The 21,217-nt window shown below is 73.5% G+C and carries 24 protein-coding genes; 14 read left to right on the top strand and 10 right to left on the bottom strand.

Annotated features, from left to right (window positions below; all coding sequences use genetic code 11):
- Positions 1-93: 93 nt before the first annotated feature.
- From ACFY61_RS09100 to ACFY61_RS09090, 3 genes are read left to right on the top strand one after another with little or no spacing between them, the layout of a single operon-like run.
- Complete coding sequence (locus ACFY61_RS09100) at positions 94-450, top strand: DivIVA domain-containing protein (protein ID WP_389469312.1); 357 nt, start codon at positions 94-96, stop codon at positions 448-450.
- A gap of 17 nt (positions 451-467) precedes the next feature.
- Positions 468-1,091, top strand: coding sequence for a DNA-3-methyladenine glycosylase I (locus tag ACFY61_RS09095; RefSeq protein WP_389469309.1), 624 nt, complete (start codon positions 468-470; stop codon positions 1,089-1,091).
- Positions 1,082-1,642, top strand: coding sequence for a 1,4-alpha-glucan branching protein (locus ACFY61_RS09090; RefSeq protein ID WP_389468962.1), 561 nt, complete (start codon positions 1,082-1,084; stop codon positions 1,640-1,642). The genes ACFY61_RS09095 and ACFY61_RS09090 overlap by 10 nt, the downstream gene beginning before the upstream one ends.
- Before the next feature lie 69 nt (positions 1,643-1,711).
- Here the strand turns inward: ACFY61_RS09090 and ACFY61_RS09085 are convergent, their stop codons facing one another.
- Complete coding sequence (locus ACFY61_RS09085; protein ID WP_389468959.1) at positions 1,712-2,515, bottom strand: enoyl-CoA hydratase/isomerase family protein; 804 nt, start codon at positions 2,513-2,515, stop codon at positions 1,712-1,714.
- 307 nt (positions 2,516-2,822) lie between these two features.
- Here ACFY61_RS09085 and ACFY61_RS09080 point away from each other — a divergent pair, with 307 nt between their 5' ends.
- Positions 2,823-2,990 (top strand): DUF3117 domain-containing protein, encoded by a 168-nt coding sequence (locus ACFY61_RS09080; RefSeq protein ID WP_003966491.1) that lies wholly within the window; start codon positions 2,823-2,825, stop codon positions 2,988-2,990.
- A 164-nt stretch (positions 2,991-3,154) separates the two neighbouring features.
- Here the strand turns inward: ACFY61_RS09080 and ACFY61_RS09075 are convergent, their stop codons facing one another.
- Positions 3,155-3,817, bottom strand: coding sequence for an O-methyltransferase (locus ACFY61_RS09075; RefSeq protein ID WP_389468957.1), 663 nt, complete (start codon positions 3,815-3,817; stop codon positions 3,155-3,157).
- A 156-nt stretch (positions 3,818-3,973) separates the two neighbouring features.
- On the opposite strand from ACFY61_RS09075, the gene sigE reads away from it, so the two are divergent.
- From sigE to ACFY61_RS09050, 5 genes are all read left to right on the top strand, one after another.
- A complete protein-coding gene (gene sigE / locus ACFY61_RS09070) occupies positions 3,974-4,720 on the top strand; it encodes an RNA polymerase sigma factor SigE (RefSeq protein WP_389468954.1) in 747 nt (248 codons plus the stop codon).
- Positions 4,717-5,439, top strand: coding sequence for an anti-sigma factor family protein (locus ACFY61_RS09065; RefSeq protein ID WP_389468953.1), 723 nt, complete (start codon positions 4,717-4,719; stop codon positions 5,437-5,439). Before sigE ends, ACFY61_RS09065 begins: the two co-directional genes overlap by 4 nt.
- A 98-nt stretch (positions 5,440-5,537) precedes the next feature.
- On the top strand, positions 5,538-6,833 hold the full coding sequence (locus ACFY61_RS09060) for a S1C family serine protease (RefSeq protein WP_389468951.1): 1,296 nt from the start codon (positions 5,538-5,540) through the stop codon (positions 6,831-6,833).
- A gap of 93 nt (positions 6,834-6,926) precedes the next feature.
- Positions 6,927-7,337 (top strand): sec-independent translocase, encoded by a 411-nt coding sequence (locus ACFY61_RS09055; protein ID WP_389468950.1) that lies wholly within the window; start codon positions 6,927-6,929, stop codon positions 7,335-7,337.
- Positions 7,338-7,447: 110 nt separating this feature from the next.
- Complete coding sequence (locus ACFY61_RS09050) at positions 7,448-8,122, top strand: hypothetical protein (protein WP_389468947.1); 675 nt, start codon at positions 7,448-7,450, stop codon at positions 8,120-8,122.
- A 99-nt stretch (positions 8,123-8,221) separates the two neighbouring features.
- On the opposite strand, the gene ACFY61_RS09045 is transcribed toward ACFY61_RS09050, so the two are convergent.
- From ACFY61_RS09045 to ACFY61_RS09035, 3 genes are all read right to left on the bottom strand, one after another.
- Entirely contained in the window at positions 8,222-9,382 is a 1,161-nt protein-coding gene (locus ACFY61_RS09045) for an Mrp/NBP35 family ATP-binding protein (RefSeq protein WP_389468944.1), read from the bottom strand.
- 43 nt (positions 9,383-9,425) lie between these two features.
- Positions 9,426-9,932 carry a DUF1003 domain-containing protein gene (locus ACFY61_RS09040; protein ID WP_389469308.1) on the bottom strand — a complete coding sequence of 169 codons (507 nt, stop codon included), beginning with the start codon at positions 9,930-9,932 and terminating at the stop codon, positions 9,426-9,428.
- Between the two features lie 205 nt (positions 9,933-10,137).
- Positions 10,138-11,409 carry a magnesium transporter MgtE N-terminal domain-containing protein gene (locus tag ACFY61_RS09035; protein WP_389468941.1) on the bottom strand — a complete coding sequence of 424 codons (1,272 nt, stop codon included), beginning with the start codon at positions 11,407-11,409 and terminating at the stop codon, positions 10,138-10,140.
- A 202-nt stretch (positions 11,410-11,611) separates the two neighbouring features.
- Here ACFY61_RS09035 and ACFY61_RS09030 point away from each other — a divergent pair, with 202 nt between their 5' ends.
- A complete protein-coding gene (locus ACFY61_RS09030) occupies positions 11,612-12,382 on the top strand; it encodes a hypothetical protein (RefSeq protein ID WP_389468939.1) in 771 nt (256 codons plus the stop codon).
- Positions 12,383-12,641: 259 nt separating this feature from the next.
- Here the strand turns inward: ACFY61_RS09030 and ACFY61_RS09025 are convergent, their stop codons facing one another.
- Both ACFY61_RS09025 and ACFY61_RS09020 read right to left on the bottom strand, forming a co-directional pair.
- Complete coding sequence (locus ACFY61_RS09025) at positions 12,642-13,154, bottom strand: hypothetical protein (RefSeq protein ID WP_389468936.1); 513 nt, start codon at positions 13,152-13,154, stop codon at positions 12,642-12,644.
- An 18-nt stretch (positions 13,155-13,172) separates the two neighbouring features.
- Positions 13,173-14,291, bottom strand: coding sequence for a magnesium and cobalt transport protein CorA (locus tag ACFY61_RS09020; protein ID WP_389468934.1), 1,119 nt, complete (start codon positions 14,289-14,291; stop codon positions 13,173-13,175).
- A gap of 268 nt (positions 14,292-14,559) precedes the next feature.
- On the opposite strand from ACFY61_RS09020, the gene ACFY61_RS09015 reads away from it, so the two are divergent.
- The 4 genes from ACFY61_RS09015 to ACFY61_RS09000 all read left to right on the top strand — a co-directional run bounded on the left by ACFY61_RS09015 (position 14,560) and on the right by ACFY61_RS09000 (position 17,620).
- The gene (locus tag ACFY61_RS09015) at positions 14,560-15,156 is read left to right on the top strand and encodes a suppressor of fused domain protein (RefSeq protein ID WP_389468933.1); all 597 of its coding nucleotides are present in this window, start codon (positions 14,560-14,562) and stop codon (positions 15,154-15,156) included.
- Between the two features lie 141 nt (positions 15,157-15,297).
- Complete coding sequence (locus ACFY61_RS09010) at positions 15,298-15,933, top strand: DUF6758 family protein (RefSeq protein ID WP_389468930.1); 636 nt, start codon at positions 15,298-15,300, stop codon at positions 15,931-15,933.
- Between the two features lie 85 nt (positions 15,934-16,018).
- Positions 16,019-16,885, top strand: coding sequence for a PHP domain-containing protein (locus ACFY61_RS09005; RefSeq protein ID WP_389468927.1), 867 nt, complete (start codon positions 16,019-16,021; stop codon positions 16,883-16,885).
- A gap of 129 nt (positions 16,886-17,014) precedes the next feature.
- Positions 17,015-17,620, top strand: a complete 606-nt coding sequence (locus tag ACFY61_RS09000) for a MarC family protein (RefSeq protein ID WP_389468925.1) — start codon at positions 17,015-17,017, stop codon at positions 17,618-17,620.
- A 78-nt stretch (positions 17,621-17,698) separates the two neighbouring features.
- On the opposite strand, the gene ACFY61_RS08995 is transcribed toward ACFY61_RS09000, so the two are convergent.
- The 3 genes from ACFY61_RS08995 to ACFY61_RS08985 all read right to left on the bottom strand — a co-directional run bounded on the left by ACFY61_RS08995 (position 17,699) and on the right by ACFY61_RS08985 (position 20,995).
- Positions 17,699-17,851, bottom strand: a complete 153-nt coding sequence (locus tag ACFY61_RS08995) for a hypothetical protein (protein ID WP_389468922.1) — start codon at positions 17,849-17,851, stop codon at positions 17,699-17,701.
- Between the two features lie 93 nt (positions 17,852-17,944).
- Positions 17,945-18,802: an alpha/beta fold hydrolase gene (locus ACFY61_RS08990; protein WP_389468920.1), complete on the bottom strand. Its 858-nt coding sequence runs from the start codon at positions 18,800-18,802 to the stop codon at positions 17,945-17,947.
- Positions 18,803-19,003: 201 nt separating this feature from the next.
- Positions 19,004-20,995: a DEAD/DEAH box helicase gene (locus ACFY61_RS08985; RefSeq protein WP_389468918.1), complete on the bottom strand. Its 1,992-nt coding sequence runs from the start codon at positions 20,993-20,995 to the stop codon at positions 19,004-19,006.
- Positions 20,996-21,217: the final 222 nt, after the last annotated feature.

The raw sequence follows: 21,217 nt of genomic DNA, 5'->3' as shown, positions 1-21,217 counted from the left end.
TTCCTCCCTCTAAGGTCCGCCTGCGACCTTAACCGCCGCACGGGCATGCGACGATCGGGGCCGGAAGGTGTCGGCGTGAAGGTCGTCAGGAGGGTGTTCGTGTTCTGGTTCTTGCTGATCGCGCTCGTCGTGGTCGTCACCGCGGTCACCCTGGCGGTCATCGGCGGCGGCACGGAGGCCGTCCTCCCCGAGGCGGAGCCGGAGCTGGTCGCCGACGGCCTCCCGGAAAACCGCGCGGTCGTACGGGCCGACGTGGACGCCCTGCGGCTGCCGGTCGCGCTGCGCGGGTACCGGATGGCGGAGGTCGACGAGGCCCTGGGCCGGCTGGGCGAGGAACTCGCCGCCCGGGACGCCCGGATCGCCGAGCTTGAGGCCGGGCGGACCCCGGCGGCCGGTCCCGCCCCGGCGGCCGGTCCCGCCCCGGCCGACCTGGTCAAGGAGGACCGTTGAGCGGGACCGCGGGCCCGGTGGAGGCGGAAGGCCCCGCGGGCGTCGCGGAGGGCACCCCGGGCATCGCGCTCCCCGGCCCGGACGGCAGGCTGCGCTGCCCCTGGGCGCTGGCCACCGAGGACTACGTCGCCTACCACGACCAGGAGTGGGGCCGCCCCGTGCACGGCGACGACGCCCTGTACGAACGGCTCTGCCTGGAGGCCTTCCAGTCCGGCCTGTCCTGGCTGACGATCCTGCGCCGCCGGGAGGGCTTCCGCACCGCCTTCGCCGGCTTCGAGATCGCCCGGGTCGCCGAGTTCGGACCGGACGACCGGGAGCGGCTCCTCGCCGACCCGGGGATCATCCGCAACCGGGCCAAGATCGACGCCACCCTCGCCAACGCCAGGGTGCTGGCCGGCTGGGAACCCGGCGAACTCGACGAGCTGATCTGGTCCCACGCCCCGGCCGAGCCGGCTCCGGCACCGGTCAGCACCGCCCAGGTCCCGGCCGTCACCCCGGAGTCCACCGCCCTGGCGAAGGCGCTCAAGAAGGCCGGGATCCGCTTCGTCGGCCCGACCACCGCGTACGCACTGATGCAAGCCTGCGGTCTGGTGGACGACCACCTGGCCGCCTGCACCCGAAGGGGAACCGCATGGCAGTGATCCACCGCACCACGATGACCCCCGGCAAGCTGGAGCTCCTGACGTCCTGGCTGCCCGGCCGGCCCTGGTACGAGGGGGACGGCACCCCCGACCTGGCCAGGGCGGGCGGCTTCCGGCTGGACGACCCGGCGGGCGAGGTGGGCATCGAGTTCATGGTGGTCACGGACGCCTCCGGCGGGACCCCGGTCGCCTACCACGTGCCGCTGACCTACCGCGGCGCGCCGCTGCCCGGCGCGGAGGACGCCCTGGTGGGAACCTCCGAGCACGGGGTGCTGGGGCGCCGGTGGATCTACGACGGCACCCGGGACCCGGTGCTGACCGCGCAGCTGGCGGAGCTCCTGCGGGGGCGGGCCCAGCCGCAGATGCAGAGCGAGTCGGACGTGCCGGACACCTCCGTGCACGTCACCGCGGGCGGGACCGGCACCCCGGAGGTGGTGCGGGTCCTCACCGCCGGCGCGGCGCCGGCCGGTGCCGCCGGCTCCGTCACCGCCACCTGGCGCCTGCCCGACGGCACGGAACACCGCGGCGTGTACGTCCTGGTCCGCGCGTAGCGCCCGGACGCAGCCGGGCGGGGATACCCGGCGGGGACACCCGCCGGGACCCGCCGCGGCCCGCCCGGGTCAGCGGCCCAGGTACTTCGGCGGCTGCTTCGCCAGGAACGCGTCCACGGCGATCCCGTGGTCCTCGGAGGCCCCGGCCAGGGTCTGCAGCGCGTCCTCCTTCTCCAGCGAGTCCGCCAGGGAGTGCGAGGCCCCGTACGCGAGGGAGGCCTTGATCGCCGCGTAGGCGACGGTCGGGCCGTCGGCCAGGGTCCGGGCCACCGCCGCGGCCTCCGCGGCCAGCGACTGCGCGGGCACCAGCCGGTTGGCGATGCCCAGCTCGAACGCCTCCTGCGCCTTCACCGAGCGCGGGAAGAGCAGCAGGTCCGAGGCCCGGGAGGCGCCGATCAGGCGGGGCAGGGTCCAGGACACCCCGGAGTCGGCGGTCAGGGCGACCCCGGCGAAGGAGGTGTTGAAGGAGGCGGTGTCGGCGACCACCCGGAAGTCCGCGGCCAGGGCGAAACCGAAGCCGGCGCCGGCCGCCACGCCGTTGACGCCCGCCACGACCGGCTTGGGCATCTCGGTGATGGCCCGCACGATCGGGTTGTAGTGCTCCGAGACGGTGGACATGGTCAGCGAGGAGCCGTGCTCCCGGTCCGCCGCCAGGTTCCCGACGTGCTCCTTCAGGTCCTGGCCCACGCAGAACGCGCGGTCGCCGGCGGCGGTCAGCAGCACGGCCCGGATCCCGTCGTCCTCACCGGCCGTCCGCAGCGCGTCCCGCAGAGCCACCTTCGCCTCGGTGTTCATCGCGTTCATCGCGTCCGGGCGGTTGATGGTGATCGTGGCGAGGCCGTCGGTCACGTCGTAGAGCACGCTGTCGGACATGGATGGGGTCCCCCTTCGTCGCGGGTGTTCAGGGGTCAGCATGGCGGACCCGGAGGCGCGGGGACATGTGATGTGCGTCAAAGAATTCCGCCGCTCCGACGGCGTGGCGAAGGCGAAGTATCGCAGGCGGATCCCCGAAATGAGTGGTTTTGGACGAGCGCGTTGCCCAAGCGTTCCCGGCCGAGGTTGGTCATCGGGTCCTGACATGCGGGATAATGGCTGGGAAGCAATGTGTTCGATGCCGGTATGGGGCGCCTGAATGGGGCCGTCGGCTGACGATGAGCTGGTTTCAGGAAGGGGAACGAGCATGGCGGCCATGAAGCCGCGGACGGGCGACGGCCCGCTCGAGGTGACCAAGGAGGGGCGGGGCATCGTCATGCGCGTACCGCTCGAAGGCGGCGGTCGGCTCGTGGTCGAGCTCACGCCTGACGAGGCCGACGCCCTCGGTGACGCCCTCAAGAAGGTCGTCGGCTGACGCCGGCGCTCATTCTCTCTGCATTCCTACAGCGCTGCCCCGGTCGCTCCGTGCGACCGGGGCAGCGCCGTACGTGTTCTCCGGACCCGACGTGCCGGTGACCTCCGTGAGGGTGCGGGCGGCGCCCGGCCGGGAGCACGCCCTCGCCGCGGCCCCCGGCGGACTCAGCGCCGTACCGCGCAGAGCAGCCCGTCGCCCACCGGGAGCAGCGCCGCCTGGAGGGCCGGGCTCTCGCGGACCGTGCGCAGCAGCTCGCGGACCCGCAGCACCTCGGCCGGCTGGGCCGCGGAGTCGACCGTGCGGCCGTCCGCGAACATCCCCTCGAAGCACACGAGCCCACCGGGCCGCAGCAGGCGCAACGATTCGGCGAGGTAGTCCAGGGACTCGCAGGGATCCCCGTCGCAGAACACCAGGTCGTACCCGCCGTCGGCGAGCCGGGGGAGCACGTCGAGGGCCCTGCCGGGGATGAACCGGGCGCGGTTGCCGGCGAACCCGGCGGCACGGAAGGCCTGCCGGGCGAAGGCCTGGCGGTCGGGTTCGGGGTCCACCGTGGTCAGCACCCCGTCAGGCCGCATCCCGTGCAGCAGGTGGATGCCGGAGACCCCGGTACCGGTGCCGATCTCCGCGACCGCCTTGGCGTCGGCGGTGGCGGCGAGCAGGCGCAGCGCGGCGCCGGTGCCGGGGGAGACGGAGCGCAGGCCCGCCTCCCTCGCCCGGTCGCGGGCCCACCGCAGAGCGTCGTCCTCGGCGACAAACGCGTCGGCGAACGCCCAGCTCGTCTGCCGGTTGCCGGTAATGACCCTCTCCTGTCCCCTTAGTTGGCGCAACGGTGACTGTATCCGCTGGGCGCGGGAACCCGCAGATGGGACCGGGCGTTATGGGGGATGAGGCGGGACGATGGCAGCCGATTCGGACCCCCGCCCCGACCGCCCGGGCAAAGAACGGGCAAAAATGCTTATCCAGAGCTGACGGAGGGGGTGGCTATGGTAGGGGCTCCACTGGACACCACCAGAGCCGATAGGGGAGGTGCGGCTGCGCCTGTGGATCGTGGGGGCGTCCTCAGACGCCTCTTCTGGTCGGCGGGTGAGCCGAAATCCGTGACCGACAACGCTGACCGTCTCCACACCGCAGCCGCGACCACCGCGACCTTCGCCGCCGATGCGGGCTCCCAGGCGTGGACCCCTCCCAGCTGGGAGGAGATCGTCAGCACGCACAGTGCACGGGTCTACCGCCTCGCCTACCGCCTGACGGGCAACCAGCACGACGCCGAGGACCTCACCCAGGAGGTCTTCGTCCGGGTCTTCCGCTCGCTGTCGACCTACACGCCCGGCACCTTCGAGGGCTGGCTGCACCGCATCACCACCAACCTCTTCCTCGACATGGTCCGCCGCAAGCAGCGGATCCGGTTCGACGCGCTCGCCGACGACGCCGCCGAGCGGCTGCCAAGCCGCGAGCCCTCCCCCCAGCAGGTCCTGCACGACACGCACTTCGACGCGGACGTGCAGCAGGCGCTGGACACCCTGGCGCCCGAGTTCCGCGCCGCCGTGGTCCTCTGTGACATCGAGGGCCTTTCGTACGAGGAGATCGCCGCCACCCTGGGGGTGAAGCTCGGGACGGTACGGAGCCGGATCCACCGGGGCCGCTCGCACCTGCGCAAGGCGCTCAAGCACCGGTCGCCGGAGGCTCGGGCCGAGCAGCGCGCACTGGCGGGAGTGGGGATGACCGAGTGAGCGGAGCCAGCCCCTCGCCTTCACCGGCCGAACAGCACCTCGGCGACCGGCTGGCCGCCCTGGTGGACGGCGAGCTGAGCCACGACGCCCGGGAACGGGTCCTCGCCCACCTGGCGACCTGTGCCCGCTGCAAGGCGGAGGCGGACGCCCAGCGGCGCCTGAAGAGCCTGTTCGTGGAGAGCGCCCCGCCCGCTCCGTCGGCCGGCCTGCTGGCCCGGTTGCAGGGCCTGCCCGGGCAGCCGGGCGGACCGGGCGCCGCCCCGGGCCATCCCGCCCCCGACGCCTTCCGGTCCGGGCCGGGCGGCACCCACCACGGCGGCCTGCCCGGAGGCGACCCTTTCGTGTTCGCGATGCCCGGAGCGGGACCCTCGCGGGGCCGCCGGGGCTTCCCCATCCATGAAGTGGGCCGTCCCAGGCGCCGGTTCGCCTTCGTCGCGGCCGGGGCGGTCTCGCTCGCGGCCATCGCCCTCGGCGGGGCCCTCCCCGTCGAGCCGGGCATCGATCGCAACGCCCGCGGTGAGGGCGGCGCCAGCGCCACCCCCTCCATCCGGCCCGGCATGACCGGCGGAGCCGTCTCCGTGGCGGACGCGGCCGTCCGCGACCGGCTGCCCAGCCCCGGCGGCGTATCCGTACCGCTGCGGCTGGTTGGTTCCAGCCCCTCCCCGCTGCCGCCGGTCTCCCCGTCCCCCTCGCCGCCCAGGATTTCCCTGACGCGGTAGCCGACTGTTGCCGCCGCCCCGCGCGGGCGGCGGCAACCTGGTTGAATCCTCCGCAGACGCGCCGCCAAGCGGCTCGCGACGCACGCGGGGAGCACGAGATGTCCGACACCGAAACGACCGGCCCGGCCGAGAGCCGCACCCCGGCCGCGGCACCTCCCGCCCCCGTGTGGTGGAGCCGGCCCGCCGGCCCGCAACCCGCGGCCGGTCCCCAGCCCGCGCCCGGCCCGGACGCCGCGGCCCCACCGGCCGTCACCCCGACCATCCCAGGCCCCCGCTACGACCCGTGGGGCGCTCCGCTGCACGTCGCCGACGCGGGCCGCCCCCGGCCCGTCCGCCGTTGGACCCTGGTGGCCGGCGGCGTCGCCATCGCCGTCCTCGCCGGCGGTGTCGGCGGTTACGCCGGCGTCCTCGCCGAACGCCAGGCGTCCACCCGGCTGGAGCTGCCGCAGGCCGGCCCCGAGAGCGGGCACCGGGAGCCCGGAAGCGTCGCCGGCATCGCGGCCACCGCGCTGCCCGGCGTGGTCACCCTGCACGTCAGCGGCGGCTCCGGCGGCGGCACCGGAACCGGATTCGTCCTCGACCACACGGGCCACATCCTCACCAACAACCACGTGATCGCCGGAGCCAAGCGGATATACGTCACCTTCAGCACCGGCGAGAGCGTCTCCGCCGAGCTGATCGGCCACGACACCGGATACGACCTGGCCGTGGTCAAGGTGGAAGGGGTCCGGGGCCTCAAGCCGCTGGCACTCGGCAACTCCGGCAACGTCCGGGTCGGCGACCCCGTGGTGGCGATCGGTGCGCCCTTCGACCTGTCCAACACCGTCACCGCCGGGATCATCAGCGCCACCGGCCGCCCCATCACCGCGGGCGGGGACAAGGGCGACGGCAGCGACGTCAGCTACGTGGACGCCCTGCAGACCGACGCCCCCATCAACCCCGGCAACTCGGGCGGCCCGCTGCTCGACGCCCGGGCCCGCGTCATCGGCATCAACAGCGCCATCCGCGGGGCCGAGAAGTCCGGCTCCGACGGCCAGAGCGGCAGCATCGGCCTCGGCTTCGCCATCCCGATCAACCAGGGCAAGCGGGTCGCCGAGGAGATCATCCACACCGGGCGAGCCACCCACCCGGTCATCGGGGTCACCCTCGACATGCGCTACCAGGGCGACGGGGCGCGCGTCGAGAGCCAGACCGAGGGCGGGCCGGCCGCCAAGGCGGGCATCCGCCCCGGCGACGTGATCACCAAGGTGGACGGGCAGCGGGTCCACGGCGGCGACGAGCTGATCATCAAGATCCGCGCCCACCGCCCCGGTGACCCGCTCACCCTGACCGTGCAGCGCGGGACCCGCGAACACACCCTGGAACTCGTGCTCGGCTCGGCGAACGGATCGTGACGGCCGGATGAATGACGCGGTGAGGTGTCGACCCGCCGCGAACGCCGGGTACCGTTGTCGGGGCCCGAAGGACGAGAGCCGAGGAGCGGCAAGGTGTTCAACGACATAGGCGGCCTGGAGCTGGTCACCATCGTGGTGCTCGCCATCCTCGTCTTCGGCCCGGAGAAGCTGCCCAAGGTCATCCAGGACGTCACCGGCGTCATCCGCAAGATCCGGGCGTTCTCGGACAGCGCGAAGCAGGACATCCGCTCGGAACTCGGCCCCGAGTTCAAGGACTTCGAGTTCGAGGACCTGAACCCGAAGACCTTCATCCGCAAGCAGCTCGCCGAGAACGAGGACCTCCAGGAGATCCGCGGCACCTTCGACCTGCGCAAGGAACTGGGCGAGGTCACCGACGCCGTGAACGGCCGCGAGCCGGAGCCGGCACCCGGCCCCGACCTGGTCAAGAAGTCCGCCGAGCCGGCCGCCGACCAGCGCGCCCGCTTCGACGCCGACGCCACCTGAGCCGCGGCCTGCCGGGTGTGCGCCGACAAGATGGCTATTCTCTCCATCTGTCCGGACGCAGGACGCCCGAGGGGGCCGTTCCGGATCCCCTGGAACGAGAGGCCGCGCAGATGGAGACCACCAGCAGTAGCAGGGTAGGGACGCAGCCCGCCGTGGAAGCGGCCGCCCCCGCCCCATCACAGCCCGTGCCCGCCGCCCGGCGTGCCGCCGCGGGTTACCTCAGCGCCGACTTCCCCTGGTACGGGCTGGACGAGGCGTTCACCGGCCCGCGCTGGCTGATGCAGGTCGGCACCGCCGCCGACGGCACGGTCGAGCACGGTTCCGTCGGGCACGGCGACGAGCCGTCCGTGCGCGGGGAGATCGCCACCGGTGAGAAGGAGCGGTTCGCGGTGGTCGTCACCGTCGCGAGCAACCCGCTGCGGCGCAGCGGAGACGGCACCGGCGTCCTGGAGGCCACCTCGGTCTCCTCGGCGGCCTGGCTGGCCGGCTCCGGGCTGCTCGCCTTCACCTGGCCCGGCCAGATGGACCACAACCTGCGCAACGACTGGCTGGAGCAGCAGACCGAGGCCGCGTGGGAGCTGGCGGACGACCTGGAGGGGCCCGACTGGTCCACGCTGTCCCTGCCGGTGGACGGCGAGCCGACGCCCTTCCACTACCGCGAGTCCGAGTTCGGGTGGGTCCTGGCGGGGTCGACGCGGGCGGGGGTGCACGTGGGGGCGTACGGGCGGGGCCTCAGCGCCTACGGCCTGGCCTTCGCCCAGACCGACCTCTCCACGTACGAGTAGCCCCGCCCGGCCCCGCGCCGTGTGGGCAGTCGTTCCGCCCTGCGGAAGGACTGCCCACACCGGGGGCGGCGGGCCAGTGCGGCCCGGCGGGGCGGGGGGTCAGAACTTGTTGCGGGGGGTGATGCCCAGCGAGAGGCCCGCGAGGCCGCGCTGGCGGCCACCGAGCTTGCCCGCGATCGCCCGCAGCGCAGCCCCCGCCGGCGAGTCCGGGTCCGCGAGGACCACCGGCTTGCCGTTGTCGCCGCCCTCCCGCAGCCGCACGTCGATCGGGATCTGACCGAGGACCGGCACCGTCGCGCCCGTCGTCCGTGTCAGGCCGTCGGCGACCAGCTGCCCGCCGCCCGTGCCGAACACGTCCACCATCTCGTCGCAGTGCGGGCACGGCAGCCCGGACATGTTCTCGACCACACCGACGATCTTCTGGTGCGTCTGCACGGCGATGGAGCCGGCCCGCTCCGCCACCTCCGCCGCGGCCTGCTGCGGAGTGGTCACGACCAGGATCTCCGCGTTCGGGACCAGCTGCGCCACCGAGATCGCGATGTCACCCGTGCCCGGCGGCAGGTCCAGCAGCAGCACGTCCAGGTCGCCCCAGAAGACGTCCGCCAGGAACTGCTGCAGCGCGCGGTGTAGCATCGGGCCGCGCCACACCACCGGCGCGTTGCCCGGGGTGAACATGCCGATGGAGATGACCTTCACGCCGTTCGCCGACGGCGGCATGATCATGTTCTCGACCTGGGTCGGCTTGCCGTCCACACCCAGCATCCGCGGCACGCTGTGACCGTAGATGTCCGCGTCCACCACGCCGACCTTGAGGCCGTCCGCCGCCATCGCCGCGGCCAGGTTGACCGTCACCGAGGACTTGCCGACGCCGCCCTTGCCGGAGGCCACCGCGTACACGCGGGTCAGCGAGCCCGGCTTCGCGAACGGGACCTCGCGCTCGGCGGTGCCGCCGCGCAGCGCCGCCGCCAGCTCCTTGCGCTGCTCGTCGCTCATCACGTCCAGGGACACGTCCACCGAGGTCACCCCGGCGACCTTCAGCACCGCCTCGGAGACGTTCTTCGTGATGGTCTCGCGCATCGGGCAGCCGGACACCGTGAGGTAGACGGTGACGGCGACCGCGCCCCCGTCACCGACCTCGACCGATTTGACCATGCCGAGCTCGGTGATCGGCCGGTGGATCTCGGGGTCGTTGACCGTCGCCAGCGCGTCCAGGATCGCGTCCTGATCGGGCACGGCGGCGGAGGGTGTCTCGGTAGCCATGTCCTCGATGGTACGGCCCGGTAGCACGCCTGAGGTAAGCCCGTCAGCGGTCGCCTTCGTCACTCTCCGCCGGGAACAGCCGCCGTTCGTCCATCTCCTTCATCAGGTCCTGGAACTCCGACCTGATCCAGTCACGGGTCGCCACCTCGCCCAGACCCATCCGGAGCGCCGCGATCTCCCGGGTCAGGTACTCGGTGTCGGCGATGGACCGCTCGTTCTGCTTGCGGTCCTGCTCCAGGTTGACGCGGTCCCGGTCGTCCTGCCGGTTCTGCGCCAGCAGGATCAGCGGGGCCGCGTAGGAGGCCTGGAGGGACAGCATCAGCGTCAGGAAGATGAACGGGTACTCGTCGAACCGCAGGTGGGCGGGGGCGAACACGTTCCACAGCACCCACAGGATGATGACCAGGGTCATCCACACGATGAACCGGCCGGTGCCGAGGAACCGGGCGACCCGCTCGGACAGCCGCCCGAACGCCTCCGGGTCGTACTCCGGCAGCAGCCGCGGCCGGGCCGGCCGCGGCAGGTCCAGCCGCACCCGCGAACGCGTCAGGGCGCTCGACCCGGTGCGCTCGGCCGCCGCGGCCTTCGCCCGGTCGGCGCGCTCCGCGGCCCGTTCCGCCGCCCGCTCGGCCCGGCCGCCCCGCTCGCCCGTCTCCTCGGCGCGCACCGCCGGGCCGTGCGCGCGGGCGTGCTGGCGCGCCTGTTCCCGGCGCTGCTGGATCTGCCGGCGGCGCCGCTCGTGCGCGTCCTCCCGTTCAGCTCCCACCGAAGGCCTCCTCGGACTGGAACTCCGTCTCCCGCCAGTCGTCCGGCAGCAGGTGGTCCAGCACGTCGTCCACCGTGACCGCCCCCAGCAGCGATCCGCTCTCGTCGACCACCGGCACCGCCACCATGTTGTACGCGGCGAGGTAGCTGGTCACCGCGGGCAGCGACGCGTCCGGCCGCAGCGGCGGGAGGTCGGTGTCCACGATCGAGCTGACCAGCGTGAACGGGGGGTCCCGCAGCAGCCGCTGGAAGTGCACCGTGCCCAGGTACTTGCCGGTCGGCGTCTCGTCGGGGGGCCGGCACACGTACACCTGCGCGGCCAGGGCCGGCGACAGGTCGGCCTGCCGGACCCGGGCCAGGGCGTCCGCGACGGTGGCGTCCGGCCGCAGCACGATCGGCTCGGTGGTCATCAGACCGCCCGCGGTGTTCTCCTCGTACGACAGCAGGCGGCGCACGTCCGCGGCGTCCTCCGGCTGCATCAGCGTCAGCAGCCGCTCCTGGTCGACCTCGGGCAGCTCGGACAGCAGGTCGGCCGCGTCGTCCGGGTCCATGGCCTCCAGGACGTCGGCCGCCCGCTCCTCCTTCAGCTTGCCGAGGATCTCGATCTGGTCGTCCTCGGGCAGCTCCTCCAGCACGTCGGCGAGCCGGTCGTCGTCGAGGGCGTTGGCCACCTCGGCCCGCCGCTTCGGCGTCAGGTGGTGCAGCACGTTCGCCAGGTCCGCCGGGCGCATCTGCTCGAACGTGGCGACCAGGCTCTCGGCGCCCTGCCCGTGCTCCTCCAGCGAGAAACCGGTGACCGCCGACCACTCCACCGTCAGCGTCTCGCCGCGCCGGCGCAGCGCGCCGCCCTTGCCCTTCCGCACGAAGATCCGGTCGATCTCCCAGTCGCGGCGGGCCGGGAGCTGCTGGATGGCCACGTCCAGGACGGTGACCTCCTCGCCGGTGCCGACCAGGGTGACCCGCCGGTCCAGCAGCTCGCCCAGCACCAGCCGCTCGGTGGGGCGCTGCTCGAAGCGCCGCATGTTGACCACACCGGTCGTGATGACCTGGCCCGACTCCACGCCGGTCACCCGGGTCATCGGAAGGAAGATCCGGCGGCGGCTGACCACCTCGACCACCAGGCCGAGCAGACGCGGCGGGCGGCCGCCGACGCGGAGCATCGCCACGAGGTCGCGGACGCGGCCGACCTGGTCGCCGTTGGGGTCGAAGACGGGCACACCCGACAGATGGGAGACGAAGATCCGCGGGGCGCCTGCAACCATCCGAGCGCCTCCTTACGCGATCACGCCGTCCTGTCCTGTTCCGAGCCTCAGGCTATCCGCTGCCGGGGCAAACCGCGCTGGTGGGGCGGTCCGCCCGGGCCGAAGGCACCGCCGGGCGCCGGGGTACGCTGCCTGCTGCTCCCCCGGCCGACGCCGGGTGGGGGAGCCCCCGCCCGCCCGCGACGACGAGAGGCACGCGCCCGTGACCGCCTACTTCCCCGCCGCGAGGCTGCGCCGGGCCGCCCTCGCCGGTGCCCTGTGCGCAGGCCTCGCCGTCACCGGCACGGGCTGCGGGGAGGATCCCGACAAGGGCACCAACGGGGTCGGGAAGCTGGCCGCCGACCAGATCGAGGACAAGGCGCGCACGGCCGCGGCCGCCGCCGACTCCGTCCGGCTGTCCGGGACCGTCGTCAGCGGCGGGAAGTCCTACACCCTGGACATGCGGCTGAAGTCGGACGCGGGGTCCGGCGAGGTGAAGTCGCAGGACAGCACCTTCCAGCTGCTGCGGGTGGGGGAGCAGCTCTACCTGAAGGCGGACGCGGCCTTCTGGGGCAAGTCGGAGGCGGCGGGGAAGCTCGGCGACAAGTTCGTGAAGGTCCCGGAGGGCGACCCCTCGTACAAGCAGCTGCGCGGCTTCACGGACATGGACGTGCTGCTGGACGGGCTGCTGGGGCTCCAGGGCAAGATCGCCAAGGCGGAGGAGTACACGAAGGTCGGTACGACGCGCACGGTGCTGCTGACCGCGGACAAGGGCGCGGGCGGCAAGCTCGCGGTCTCGCTGGAGGGCACGCCGTACCCGCTGCGGCTGGAGCGGGCCGGCGGGGCGGGGGCGGTGGAGCTGGCGGACTGGGGGACGACGTTCCAGATCGAGCCGCCGCCGAAGGAGCAGACGGTGGACTACGGGTCGGAGCTCCCGACGGAGCCGGCGGCGAAGCCGGGCGGCACGGGCCAGGGCGCCAACCCCAACGGCTAGCCGGGGGTGTGGCCCTGCGGGCCGGTTCGGGCGGGGCACTTCCAGCCCCTCCGGCGTTTGAGGAGCGGGGTTCGGGGCGGAGCCCCGTGTGGTGGGGCGGAGCGTTGCCTGCGGGGCTGTGGCTTCGCCGGGGCCCGCTCGATCGCCGCTCGGGCTTGAAGTGCGGCCCGGCTGCGCCGCGTGCCTCGGGGGCTTCGCCGGGGCCCGCTCAAGCGCCGGCCGGGCACGGGGCCGGCGGGGTGTTGCCCGGCCCGGGTGGTCAGGTTCGCTTGGGCTTGCGGCGCAGGAGGAGCGCCGGCAGCGACGGCGGGATCTCGCGGCGGGTGATGCCCGGCGAGGGCAGCGGTACGGCCGCCAGCGACCCGCCCGGCAGGGCGGACCGCACCTCCACCGGCTCCAGCCGCAGCAGCCGGCACTCCCGCGCCCACCGCGCCGGCATGTCCTCCGAGTCGGGCGCGTTCAGCCGCTTCCCCTTGAGCTCGGCGACCGCCGCCTCCCACGCCTCGCTGCCCGGCGCCAGCTCGGACACCCTGGCCGTCCAGGCCACCAGCCGTCCGCCCTTGTCCTTGCTGCGGACCGTGACCTCCGCGGTGGACCCGGCCACCAGCCCCGGGAACGGCTGCTCGCCGGGCCCGTCGCCCACGACGTGCGCGGCGCCGTCCACCCAGGCGTGCCACAGCGCCCGGTCGGGTCCGGTGCCCCGGACCCAGATGAGGCCGGACTTCTTGGTGGCCTCCTCGACGAGGGCCAGATCGAGCGTGGCGATAGTCATGGCCGACAGCCTAGGCGGCTACAGCCAGCCGTTGCGCCGCAGGGCCCGGTGGATGGTGAAGCAGATGCCGACGATGGAGCACATGACCATCGGGTAGCCGTACTCCCACTTCAGCTCGGGCATGTGCTCGAAGTTCATTCCGTACACGCCGCAGATCATGGTCGGCACCGCGATGATCGCCGCCCACGACGTGATCTTGCGCATGTCCTCGTTCTGGGCGACCGTCGCCTGCGCCAGGTTGGCCTGGAGGATGGAGTTCAGCAGCTCGTCGAAGCCCATCACCTGCTCGTGCACCCGGGCCAGGTGGTCGGCCACGTCCCGGAAGTACTTCTGGATGTCCGGGTCCACCAGCCGCATCGGCCGCTCGCTCAGCAGTTCCATCGGCCGCAGCAGCGGCGCCACCGCACGCTTGAACTCCAGTACCTCGCGCTTGAGCTGGTAGATGCGCCCCGCGTCCGAGCCGCGCGGGCCGCCCTTCCCCGCCGGCGCGGCGAAGACCTCGCTCTCCACCAGGTCGATGTCGTCCTGTACGGCCGCCGCCACCGCGATGTAGCCGTCCACCACGTGGTCGGCGATCGAGTGCAGCACCGCTGACGGCCCCTTGGCCAGCAGTTCGGGCTCGTCCTCCAGCCGGTGCCGGAGTCCCTTCAGCGAACCCTGGCCGCCGTGCCGGACGGTGATGACGAAGTCGGGGCCGGTGAAGCACATGACCTCGCCCGTCTCCACCACCTCGCTGGTGGCGGTCAGTTCGGCGTGCTCGACGTAGTGGATGGTCTTGAACACGGCGAACAGGGTGTCGTCGTACCGCTCCAGCTTCGGCCGCTGGTGCGCGTGCACGGCGTCCTCCACCGCCAGCGGGTGGAGCCCGAACTCGGCGGCGATGCCGGCGAATTCGGCTTCGGTCGGCTCGTGCAGCCCGATCCAGGTGAAGCCGCCGTCCCGGCGCGCCTCGCGCATCGCGGCACGCGGGGTGGGGCAGGCCGACGCGGGCAGCCGGCGCCCGTCGCGGTACACCGCGCAGTCGACGACCGCACTGCTCGACGAGGGGTCACGCGTGGTGTCGTACCCGGGCTGTACGGGGGTGGACTTGCGCAGCGAGGGACGGACGACTGCGCGCAGGTCACGGATCATCGACATGACGGGCTCCTTCGCACGCGCGGCTGCGGACCGCACGGGTGGAGGCCTTCCGCGGGCTCGAACGGTGGTTACCGGAGGCGGGCGGAAGGAACAGGGCGACGGGAGGGATGGTGACTGGTACTGCACGATCGACTTCGATCCACCGCAGCCCCACCTCCTCCGGCCGGTCCCCCGTGGGGGATGTCCATGTCCAGCGGTCAACACTATCAGCCGACAGATGGTCAAAACCCTGCCTTTACCCACCCCATATGAGTTCTATGCTCGCCGCATGTCAGAAATTCTCGCTCTGGTCGAGGCCCGGCTGCGCACGGCGCTCGGCGAACCCGACGCCCGCGCCGCGGTCACCTTCCTCGGTACCGACCGCATCGAGGTGCTCCGCTTCCGCGCCTCCGACGAGGGTGGCCCGCTGGTGCGGTACGCCACCCTCGGCATGTCCGCGCAGCCCATGGCCGACCCGACCGTCGTGGTCGCCGACCCGGTGCGCGGGCCGCGCGCCGAGCTGGTGCTGACCGTACGGGCCGGGAACGCCGAGACCGACAAGGTGCTGCGGCCGCTCGCGGTGCTGGCCGCCACCCCGCAGGTGGAGGGACTGGTCGTGTCCCCCGGCGCTTCGCTGGACCTGGGCGAACCCCTGTGGCCCGGGGCGCCGTTCGGCTCGGTGCTGGTGGCGGAGCCGGGCGGACTCGTCGAAGACCTGGAACTGGACGAGCCGATGGACCCGGTCCGCTTCCTGCCGCTGCTGCCGATGACGGCGAACGAGGCCGCGTGGAAGCGGGTGCACGGAGCCGCGGCCCTCCAGGAGCGCTGGCTGGCCCGCGGGACGGACCTGCGCGACCCGCTGCGCTCGGCCGTGGCGCTGGACTGAGCCCCGCCGGTCTCCCGCCGGGCCCGCCGCCGACCCGCGCCGCGCCGTGGCCGGCGACGGCGGCCACGGGGAGCACCCGGAACATCCGGACGGGTGATCGTCCCTTGACGCAGCGACGGCCGGGGAGGAGCGTGGCTTCTTATGAGGGGCGAACCGAGTTGCCCGAAGTGCGGTGGCCGGGTCAGGGCGCCCGGTCTTTTCGTCGACTCCTGGCAGTGCGCGGTGCACGGCACCGTCCACCCCCTGCAACCGGTCATGCCGCCCAGCGTCGACGCCCTCGGCGTCGTCGTGGGACGGGCCAAGGTGCCGGTGTGGATGCCCTGGCCGCTGCCGCTCGGCTGGCTGTTCACCGGCGTGACGGCGGCGGGTGACGACCGCAGCGGGGGCCGGGCCACCGCCGTGGCCTGCTCGGGCCCGGGCCCGCTGGGCGGGCCGGGCGAGCTGCTGCTCGTCGCGGAGGAACTCGGCGTGGGCCTCGGCGCCCGGTACGCGGGCATCGACGGCCCCGACCCCGGACCCCAGTTCGACGTCGCCGCGCCGCCGCAGGTCAAGGTGGTCGCCGGCGGCCGGCCCACACCGCTGTGGCACGTCCGCGGGGCCCCCGACGACCGCGCGGTGTTCGCCGGCGAGGCCCGGGGGATGTGGCTGTGGGCGATCGTCTGGCCGGAGAAGTCGGGGCTGCTCATGTACGACGAACTCGTCCTGGCGGACCTGCGCGACGCCGGAGCGGAGATCGAGCTGGTGCCCTGCGGGGCCCTCAGCCCGCAGCTGCTGTAGTCCGGGATGTCCCGGGTGTCCGGGGTGGGGCCGGTGCCGGTTATCCTGGAGCGTCCCCCGTCCGCCCGACCCCTGGAGCCGTGCCGTGCGCATCGACCTGCACGCCCACTCCACGGCCTCGGACGGTACGGACACCCCCGCCGAGCTGGTCCGGGGCGCGGCCGCCGCTGGGCTCGACGTCGTCGCCCTGACCGACCACGACACGGTCGGCGGGTACGCCGAGGCCCTCGCCGCCCTTCCGGACGGACTCACGCTGGTCACCGGCGCCGAGCTGTCCTGCCGCCTCGACGGCGTCGGGGTGCACATGCTGGCCTACCTCTTCGACCCCCGCGAGCCCGAGTTCGCCCGCGAGCGGGAGCTGGTCCGCGACGACCGGACCCCGCGCGCCCAGGCGATGATCGGCAAGCTCCGGGAGCTGGGCGTCCCGGTCACCTGGGAGCAGGTCTCCCGGATCGCCGGGGACGGCTCCGTGGGCCGGCCGCACATCGCGACCGCCCTGGTCGAGCTGGGCGTCGTACCGACCGTCTCGGACGCCTTCACCCCCGACTGGCTTGCCGACGGCGGCCGCGCCTACGCGGAGAAGCACGAGCTGGACCCCTTCGACGCCGTCCGCCTGGTCAAGGCGGCCGGCGGGGTGACCGTCTTCGCGCACCCCGGCGCGGTCAAGCGCGGCCGGTGCGTCCCGGAGGACGTGATAGCCGAGCTGGCGGCCGCGGGCCTGGACGGCATCGAGGTCGACCACATGGACCACGACGCCGACACCCGCGCCCGGCTGCGCGGCCTCGCCGGCGACCTGGGTCTGCTCACCACCGGCTCCAGTGACTACCACGGCAGCAGGAAGACCTGCCGCCTCGGCGAGTACACGACCGACCCCGAGATCTACGGCGAGATCACGCGCCGCGCGACCGGCGCGTTCCCGGTCATGGGCACCGGCGGAACCGCCACCCTCTGACGGCCCGGCCCAGGTCCGACCGCCCGCGTGCGGCGGACCGCTGCCGCCGCCCGCTTTCCCCCCGCGCCGGCGCGCGCCACGCGCGCCCGCGCCCCCGTTCTCGTACGACCACTCCTGCAAGGCATCTTCGTGTTCGACTTCGCGGTCTTCGGATCCCTCTTTCTCACCCTTTTTGTGATTATGGACCCCCCGGGGATCACGCCGATCTTCCTGGCGCTCACCTCGGGGCGTCCCGTCAAGGTCCAGCGCCGGATGGCCTTCCAGGCGGTCTGCGTGGCCTTCGGCGTCATCGCCGTCTTCGGTATCTGCGGTCAGCAGATCCTCGACTACCTGCACGTCTCGGTGCCCGCGCTGATGATCGCGGGCGGACTGCTTCTGCTCCTGATCGCGCTCGACCTGCTCACCGGCAAGACCGACGAGCCCAAGCAGACCAAGGACGTGAACGTCGCGCTGGTCCCGCTCGGCATGCCGCTGCTCGCCGGGCCGGGCGCGATCGTCTCGGTGATCCTGGCCGTGCAGAAGGCCGACGGCGTCGGCGGCCAGGTCTCGGTGTGGTCGGCGATCATCGCGATGCACGTGGTGCTGTGGCTGGTCATGCGCTACTCGCTGGTGATCATCCGGGTGATCCGTGACGGCGGCGTGGTCCTCGTGACCAGGCTCGCCGGCATGATGCTGTCGGCCATCGCCGTCCAGCAGATCATCAACGGCGTGCTCCAGGTGGTCCAGGCCGCCTGACCTCGGCGGATCCGCGTATGCGAAGGCCCCCGCGCCGGCTTGCCGGAGCGGGGGCCTCGTCTTGGGCGGGTGCGGAGGTCAGGCTGACGCGGACTCGGCCGGCCGGATCAGGATCCGCTGGCCGACCGCTGCGGCCTGCTGCACGATCCGGCTGACGGAGGCCGCGTCGACGACGGTGCTGTCCACGGCGTTCCCGTCGACGTCGTCCAGGCGCAGAATCTCGAAGCGCACGGGCTTCTCCCTTCGTCAGTGTTCTCCTTGCTACGGGTGTTAACGAAGTGTAAGCGGCAAACATTCCCTACGCTAAGGAAATTTTTTCACTGGCTAAATATTGGCTGGGACGGAGGACCAGAAACCGGCCAGGGCGGCCGCCGTCGCGGGCGGGTCCTCGGCGTTCGGGGAGTGCTCGGTCCCCGGCACCACCAGCCGGGCCGCCCCCAGCCGGCGGGCCATCGCGTCCATCCACGGCACCGGCCAGGCGTAGTCCACGGCCCCGGACAGCACCAGCTTCGGCAGGGCCACGGCCGCCAGCTCCTCGACCCGGTCGGGCTCCGAGATCAGCACCCGGCCCGTGCCGATCAGCTGCTCGGGGACGGTGGCCAGCCAGCGCTCGCGCAGGAACGCGGCCAGCTCGGGGGCGTCGGGGACGGCGTCCTCCGGGTCCGCGGCCCGCATGGCCGCCCACACGCCGGGCATGTCCTCCCGCATCGCCTCCAGGGCGGCGACCAGCAGCTTCGTCCGGGCCTGCTGCTCCTCGGAGATGGCGGCGGGGCCACTGCTCATCAGGGTCAGGCTGCGGAAGGGAGCCGGGTCGCGGATCACCGCGGCGCGGGAGATCAGCCCGCCGAGCGAGTGCCCGACCAGGTGCACCGGGCCGCCCAGGGCGGCGGCCTGCGCCAGCAGGTCGCGGGCCAGCTCGTCCAGGGTGTACGCGGCCTCGTCGCGCGGGCCGGGGCTCTCGTACTGGCCGCGGCCGTCCACCGCGACCACGCGGTAGCCGGCCTCGGCGAGGGGTTCCAGCAGCCCGATGAAGTCCTCCTTGCTGCCGGTGAACCCGGGGACCAGCAGGGCGGTGCCGTGGGCCGGCTCGCCGGCCTCGTGCACGGCGAAGTCGCCACGGGTGGTGTGGAGGCGGGTGGCTCGGGCCCCGGCGGGCAGCGAAAGACGCGGCGGCTTGCTCATGCCCGGAGGTTACCGCCGAGTCCACCCCGGTGCCCGGCCGCATGCGCCGGCCCCCGCGCCGCATGCCGAGCTGCCCCGCGCCGGGCCGCCGCCGTGTGGGGGCGGGCCCCGGCCGGGGTACGGCGACGGCCACCGCCCTGGGGCGGTGGCCGTCGGTGCGCTGTGCGGGCCGTGTGGGCCGTGTGGGCCGGCCCGCGCCGGTTACGCGCGGCGGGAGCGGGTGCGCTTCGGTTCGGTCGGCGGGGCCATCTGGAACTCCGTCACCGGGGTCGCCTCGGCGATCGGCGCGACCGCCGCCTTGCGCGTCCGCGTCCGCTTCGGTGCGGCCGGAGCCTCCTCGGCGGCGACCGCCGCCTTGCGGGCACGGGTCCGCTTCGGGGTCTCCTCGGTGGCCGGGGCCTCCGTGGCGACCGTGGCCTTGCGGGTGCGGGTGCGCTTCGGGGCGGCCGGGGCCTCCTCGGTGGCCGGGGCCTCGACCACGGTGGCGGTCTCGACCGGGACCGCGACCTTGCGGGTGCGGGTGCGCTTCGGCGCCGCCGGGGTCTCCTCGGCGGCCGGGGCCTCCGTGGCGACCGTGGCCTTGCGGGTGCGGGTGCGCTTCGGGGCGGCCGGGGCCTCTTCCGTCGCCGGGACCTCGACCACGGTGGCGGTCTCGACCGGCACCGCGACCTTGCGGGTGCGGGTGCGCTTCGGCGCCGCCGGGGCCTCCTCGGCGGCCGGGGCCGCGGCAGGGGCCGGGGCCTCCGCCACCGCCGTCTCGACGGCCGCGGTACGGGTGACCCGGGTCCGGCGGCGGCGCGGCTTGCGCGGCTCCGCCGAAGCCTCCTCGACCGCCTCGACCGCCTCGACTGCCTCGGCCGTGGCGGCCGACTCCGTCTCCACGGCCGCGGAGAGCTCCTCGCCGCCCCGGGTCCGCCGCCGCTGGCGCGGCGTACGGGGGGTCCGGGCCGGCCGCTCCGCGGGCGCCGCCGCGGCGGGGGCGCCCCGGCGGCCGCGGCCGCCGGTCTCGCCCAGGTCCTCGATCTCCTCGGCGCCCAGACCCGCCCGGGTCCGCTCGGCCCGGGGCAGGACGCCCTTGGTGCCGGCCGGGATGTTCAGCAGCTCGAACAGGTGCGGGGACGTGGAGTACGTCTCCTCGGGCTCGTGGAAGTCCAGCCCCAGCGCCTTGTTGATCAGCTGCCAGCGCGGGATGTCGTCCCAGTCGACCAGGGTGACGGCGGTGCCCTTCGCGCCCGCGCGGCCGGTGCGGCCGACGCGGTGCAGGAAGGTCTTCTCGTCCTCGGGGGACTGGTAGTTGATGACGTGCGTGACGCCCTCGACGTCGATGCCGCGGGCCGCGACGTCGGTGCAGACCAGCACGTCGACCTTGCCGTTGCGGAAGGCCCGCAGGGCCTGCTCGCGGGCGCCCTGGCCCAGGTCGCCGTGGACCGCGCCGGAGGCGAAACCGCGGCGCTCCAGCTGCTCGGCGATGTCCGCGGCCGTCCGCTTGGTCCGGCAGAAGATCATCGCCAGACCGCGGCCCTCGGCCTGCAGGATGCGGGCGACCATCTCCGCCTTGTCCATCGAGTGGGCGCGGAAGACGTGCTGGGTGATGTTGGCGACGGTCGCGCCCTCGTCGTCCGGCGCGGTGGCGCGGATGTGCGTGGGCTGCGACATGTAGCGGCGGGCCAGGCCGATGACCGCGCCCGGCATGGTCGCCGAGAACAGCATGGTCTGGCGCTTCGCCGGAAGCAGGTTGATGATCTTCTCGACGTCGGGCAGGAAGCCCAGGTCGAGCATTTCGTCGGCCTCGTCCAGGACCAGCGCCTTGACGCGCGACAGGTCCAGCTTCCGCTGCCCCGCGAGGTCGAGCAGGCGGCCCGGGGTGCCGACGATCACGTCGACGCCCTTCCTGAGCGCCTCGACCTGGGGCTCGTAGGCCCGGCCGCCGTATATGGCGAGGACCCGGACGTTGCGGACCTTGCCCGCGGTCAGCAGGTCGTTGGTGACCTGGGTGCACAGCTCGCGCGTCGGGACGACGACGAGGGCCTGCGGGGAGTCGGTCAGCTGCTCGGGGCGGGCCCGGCCGGCCTCGACGTCCGCCGGGACGACGACCCGCTCCAGGAGGGGGAGGCCGAAGCCCAGCGTCTTGCCGGTACCGGTCTTCGCCTGGCCGATGACGTCCGAGCCGGAAAGGGCGACGGGAAGGGTCATCTCCTGGATGGGGAAGGGGGACACGATGCCGACGGCTTCGAGGGCTTCGGCGGTCTCGGGAAAGATCCCGAGGTCTCGGAACGTAGTCAGGGTGCTGCCTCTTCTGTGAGACGCGGCCTGAGGCGGCGAATGGGGGTCGTACCGTGCCTGGCTGTGCCGTACCGCTACGTACGGAGCTGCGCGGGACCACTGCCTTCGCTCAAGCGCTCTTGCCGCTGAGGG

The organism is Streptomyces sp. NPDC012888, assembly GCF_042900645.1.
Taxonomy (GTDB): Bacteria; Actinomycetota; Actinomycetes; order Streptomycetales; family Streptomycetaceae; genus Streptomyces.
Note: the sequence above shows the minus strand (reverse complement) of the source record. Positions and strands in the feature narration are given on the sequence as shown.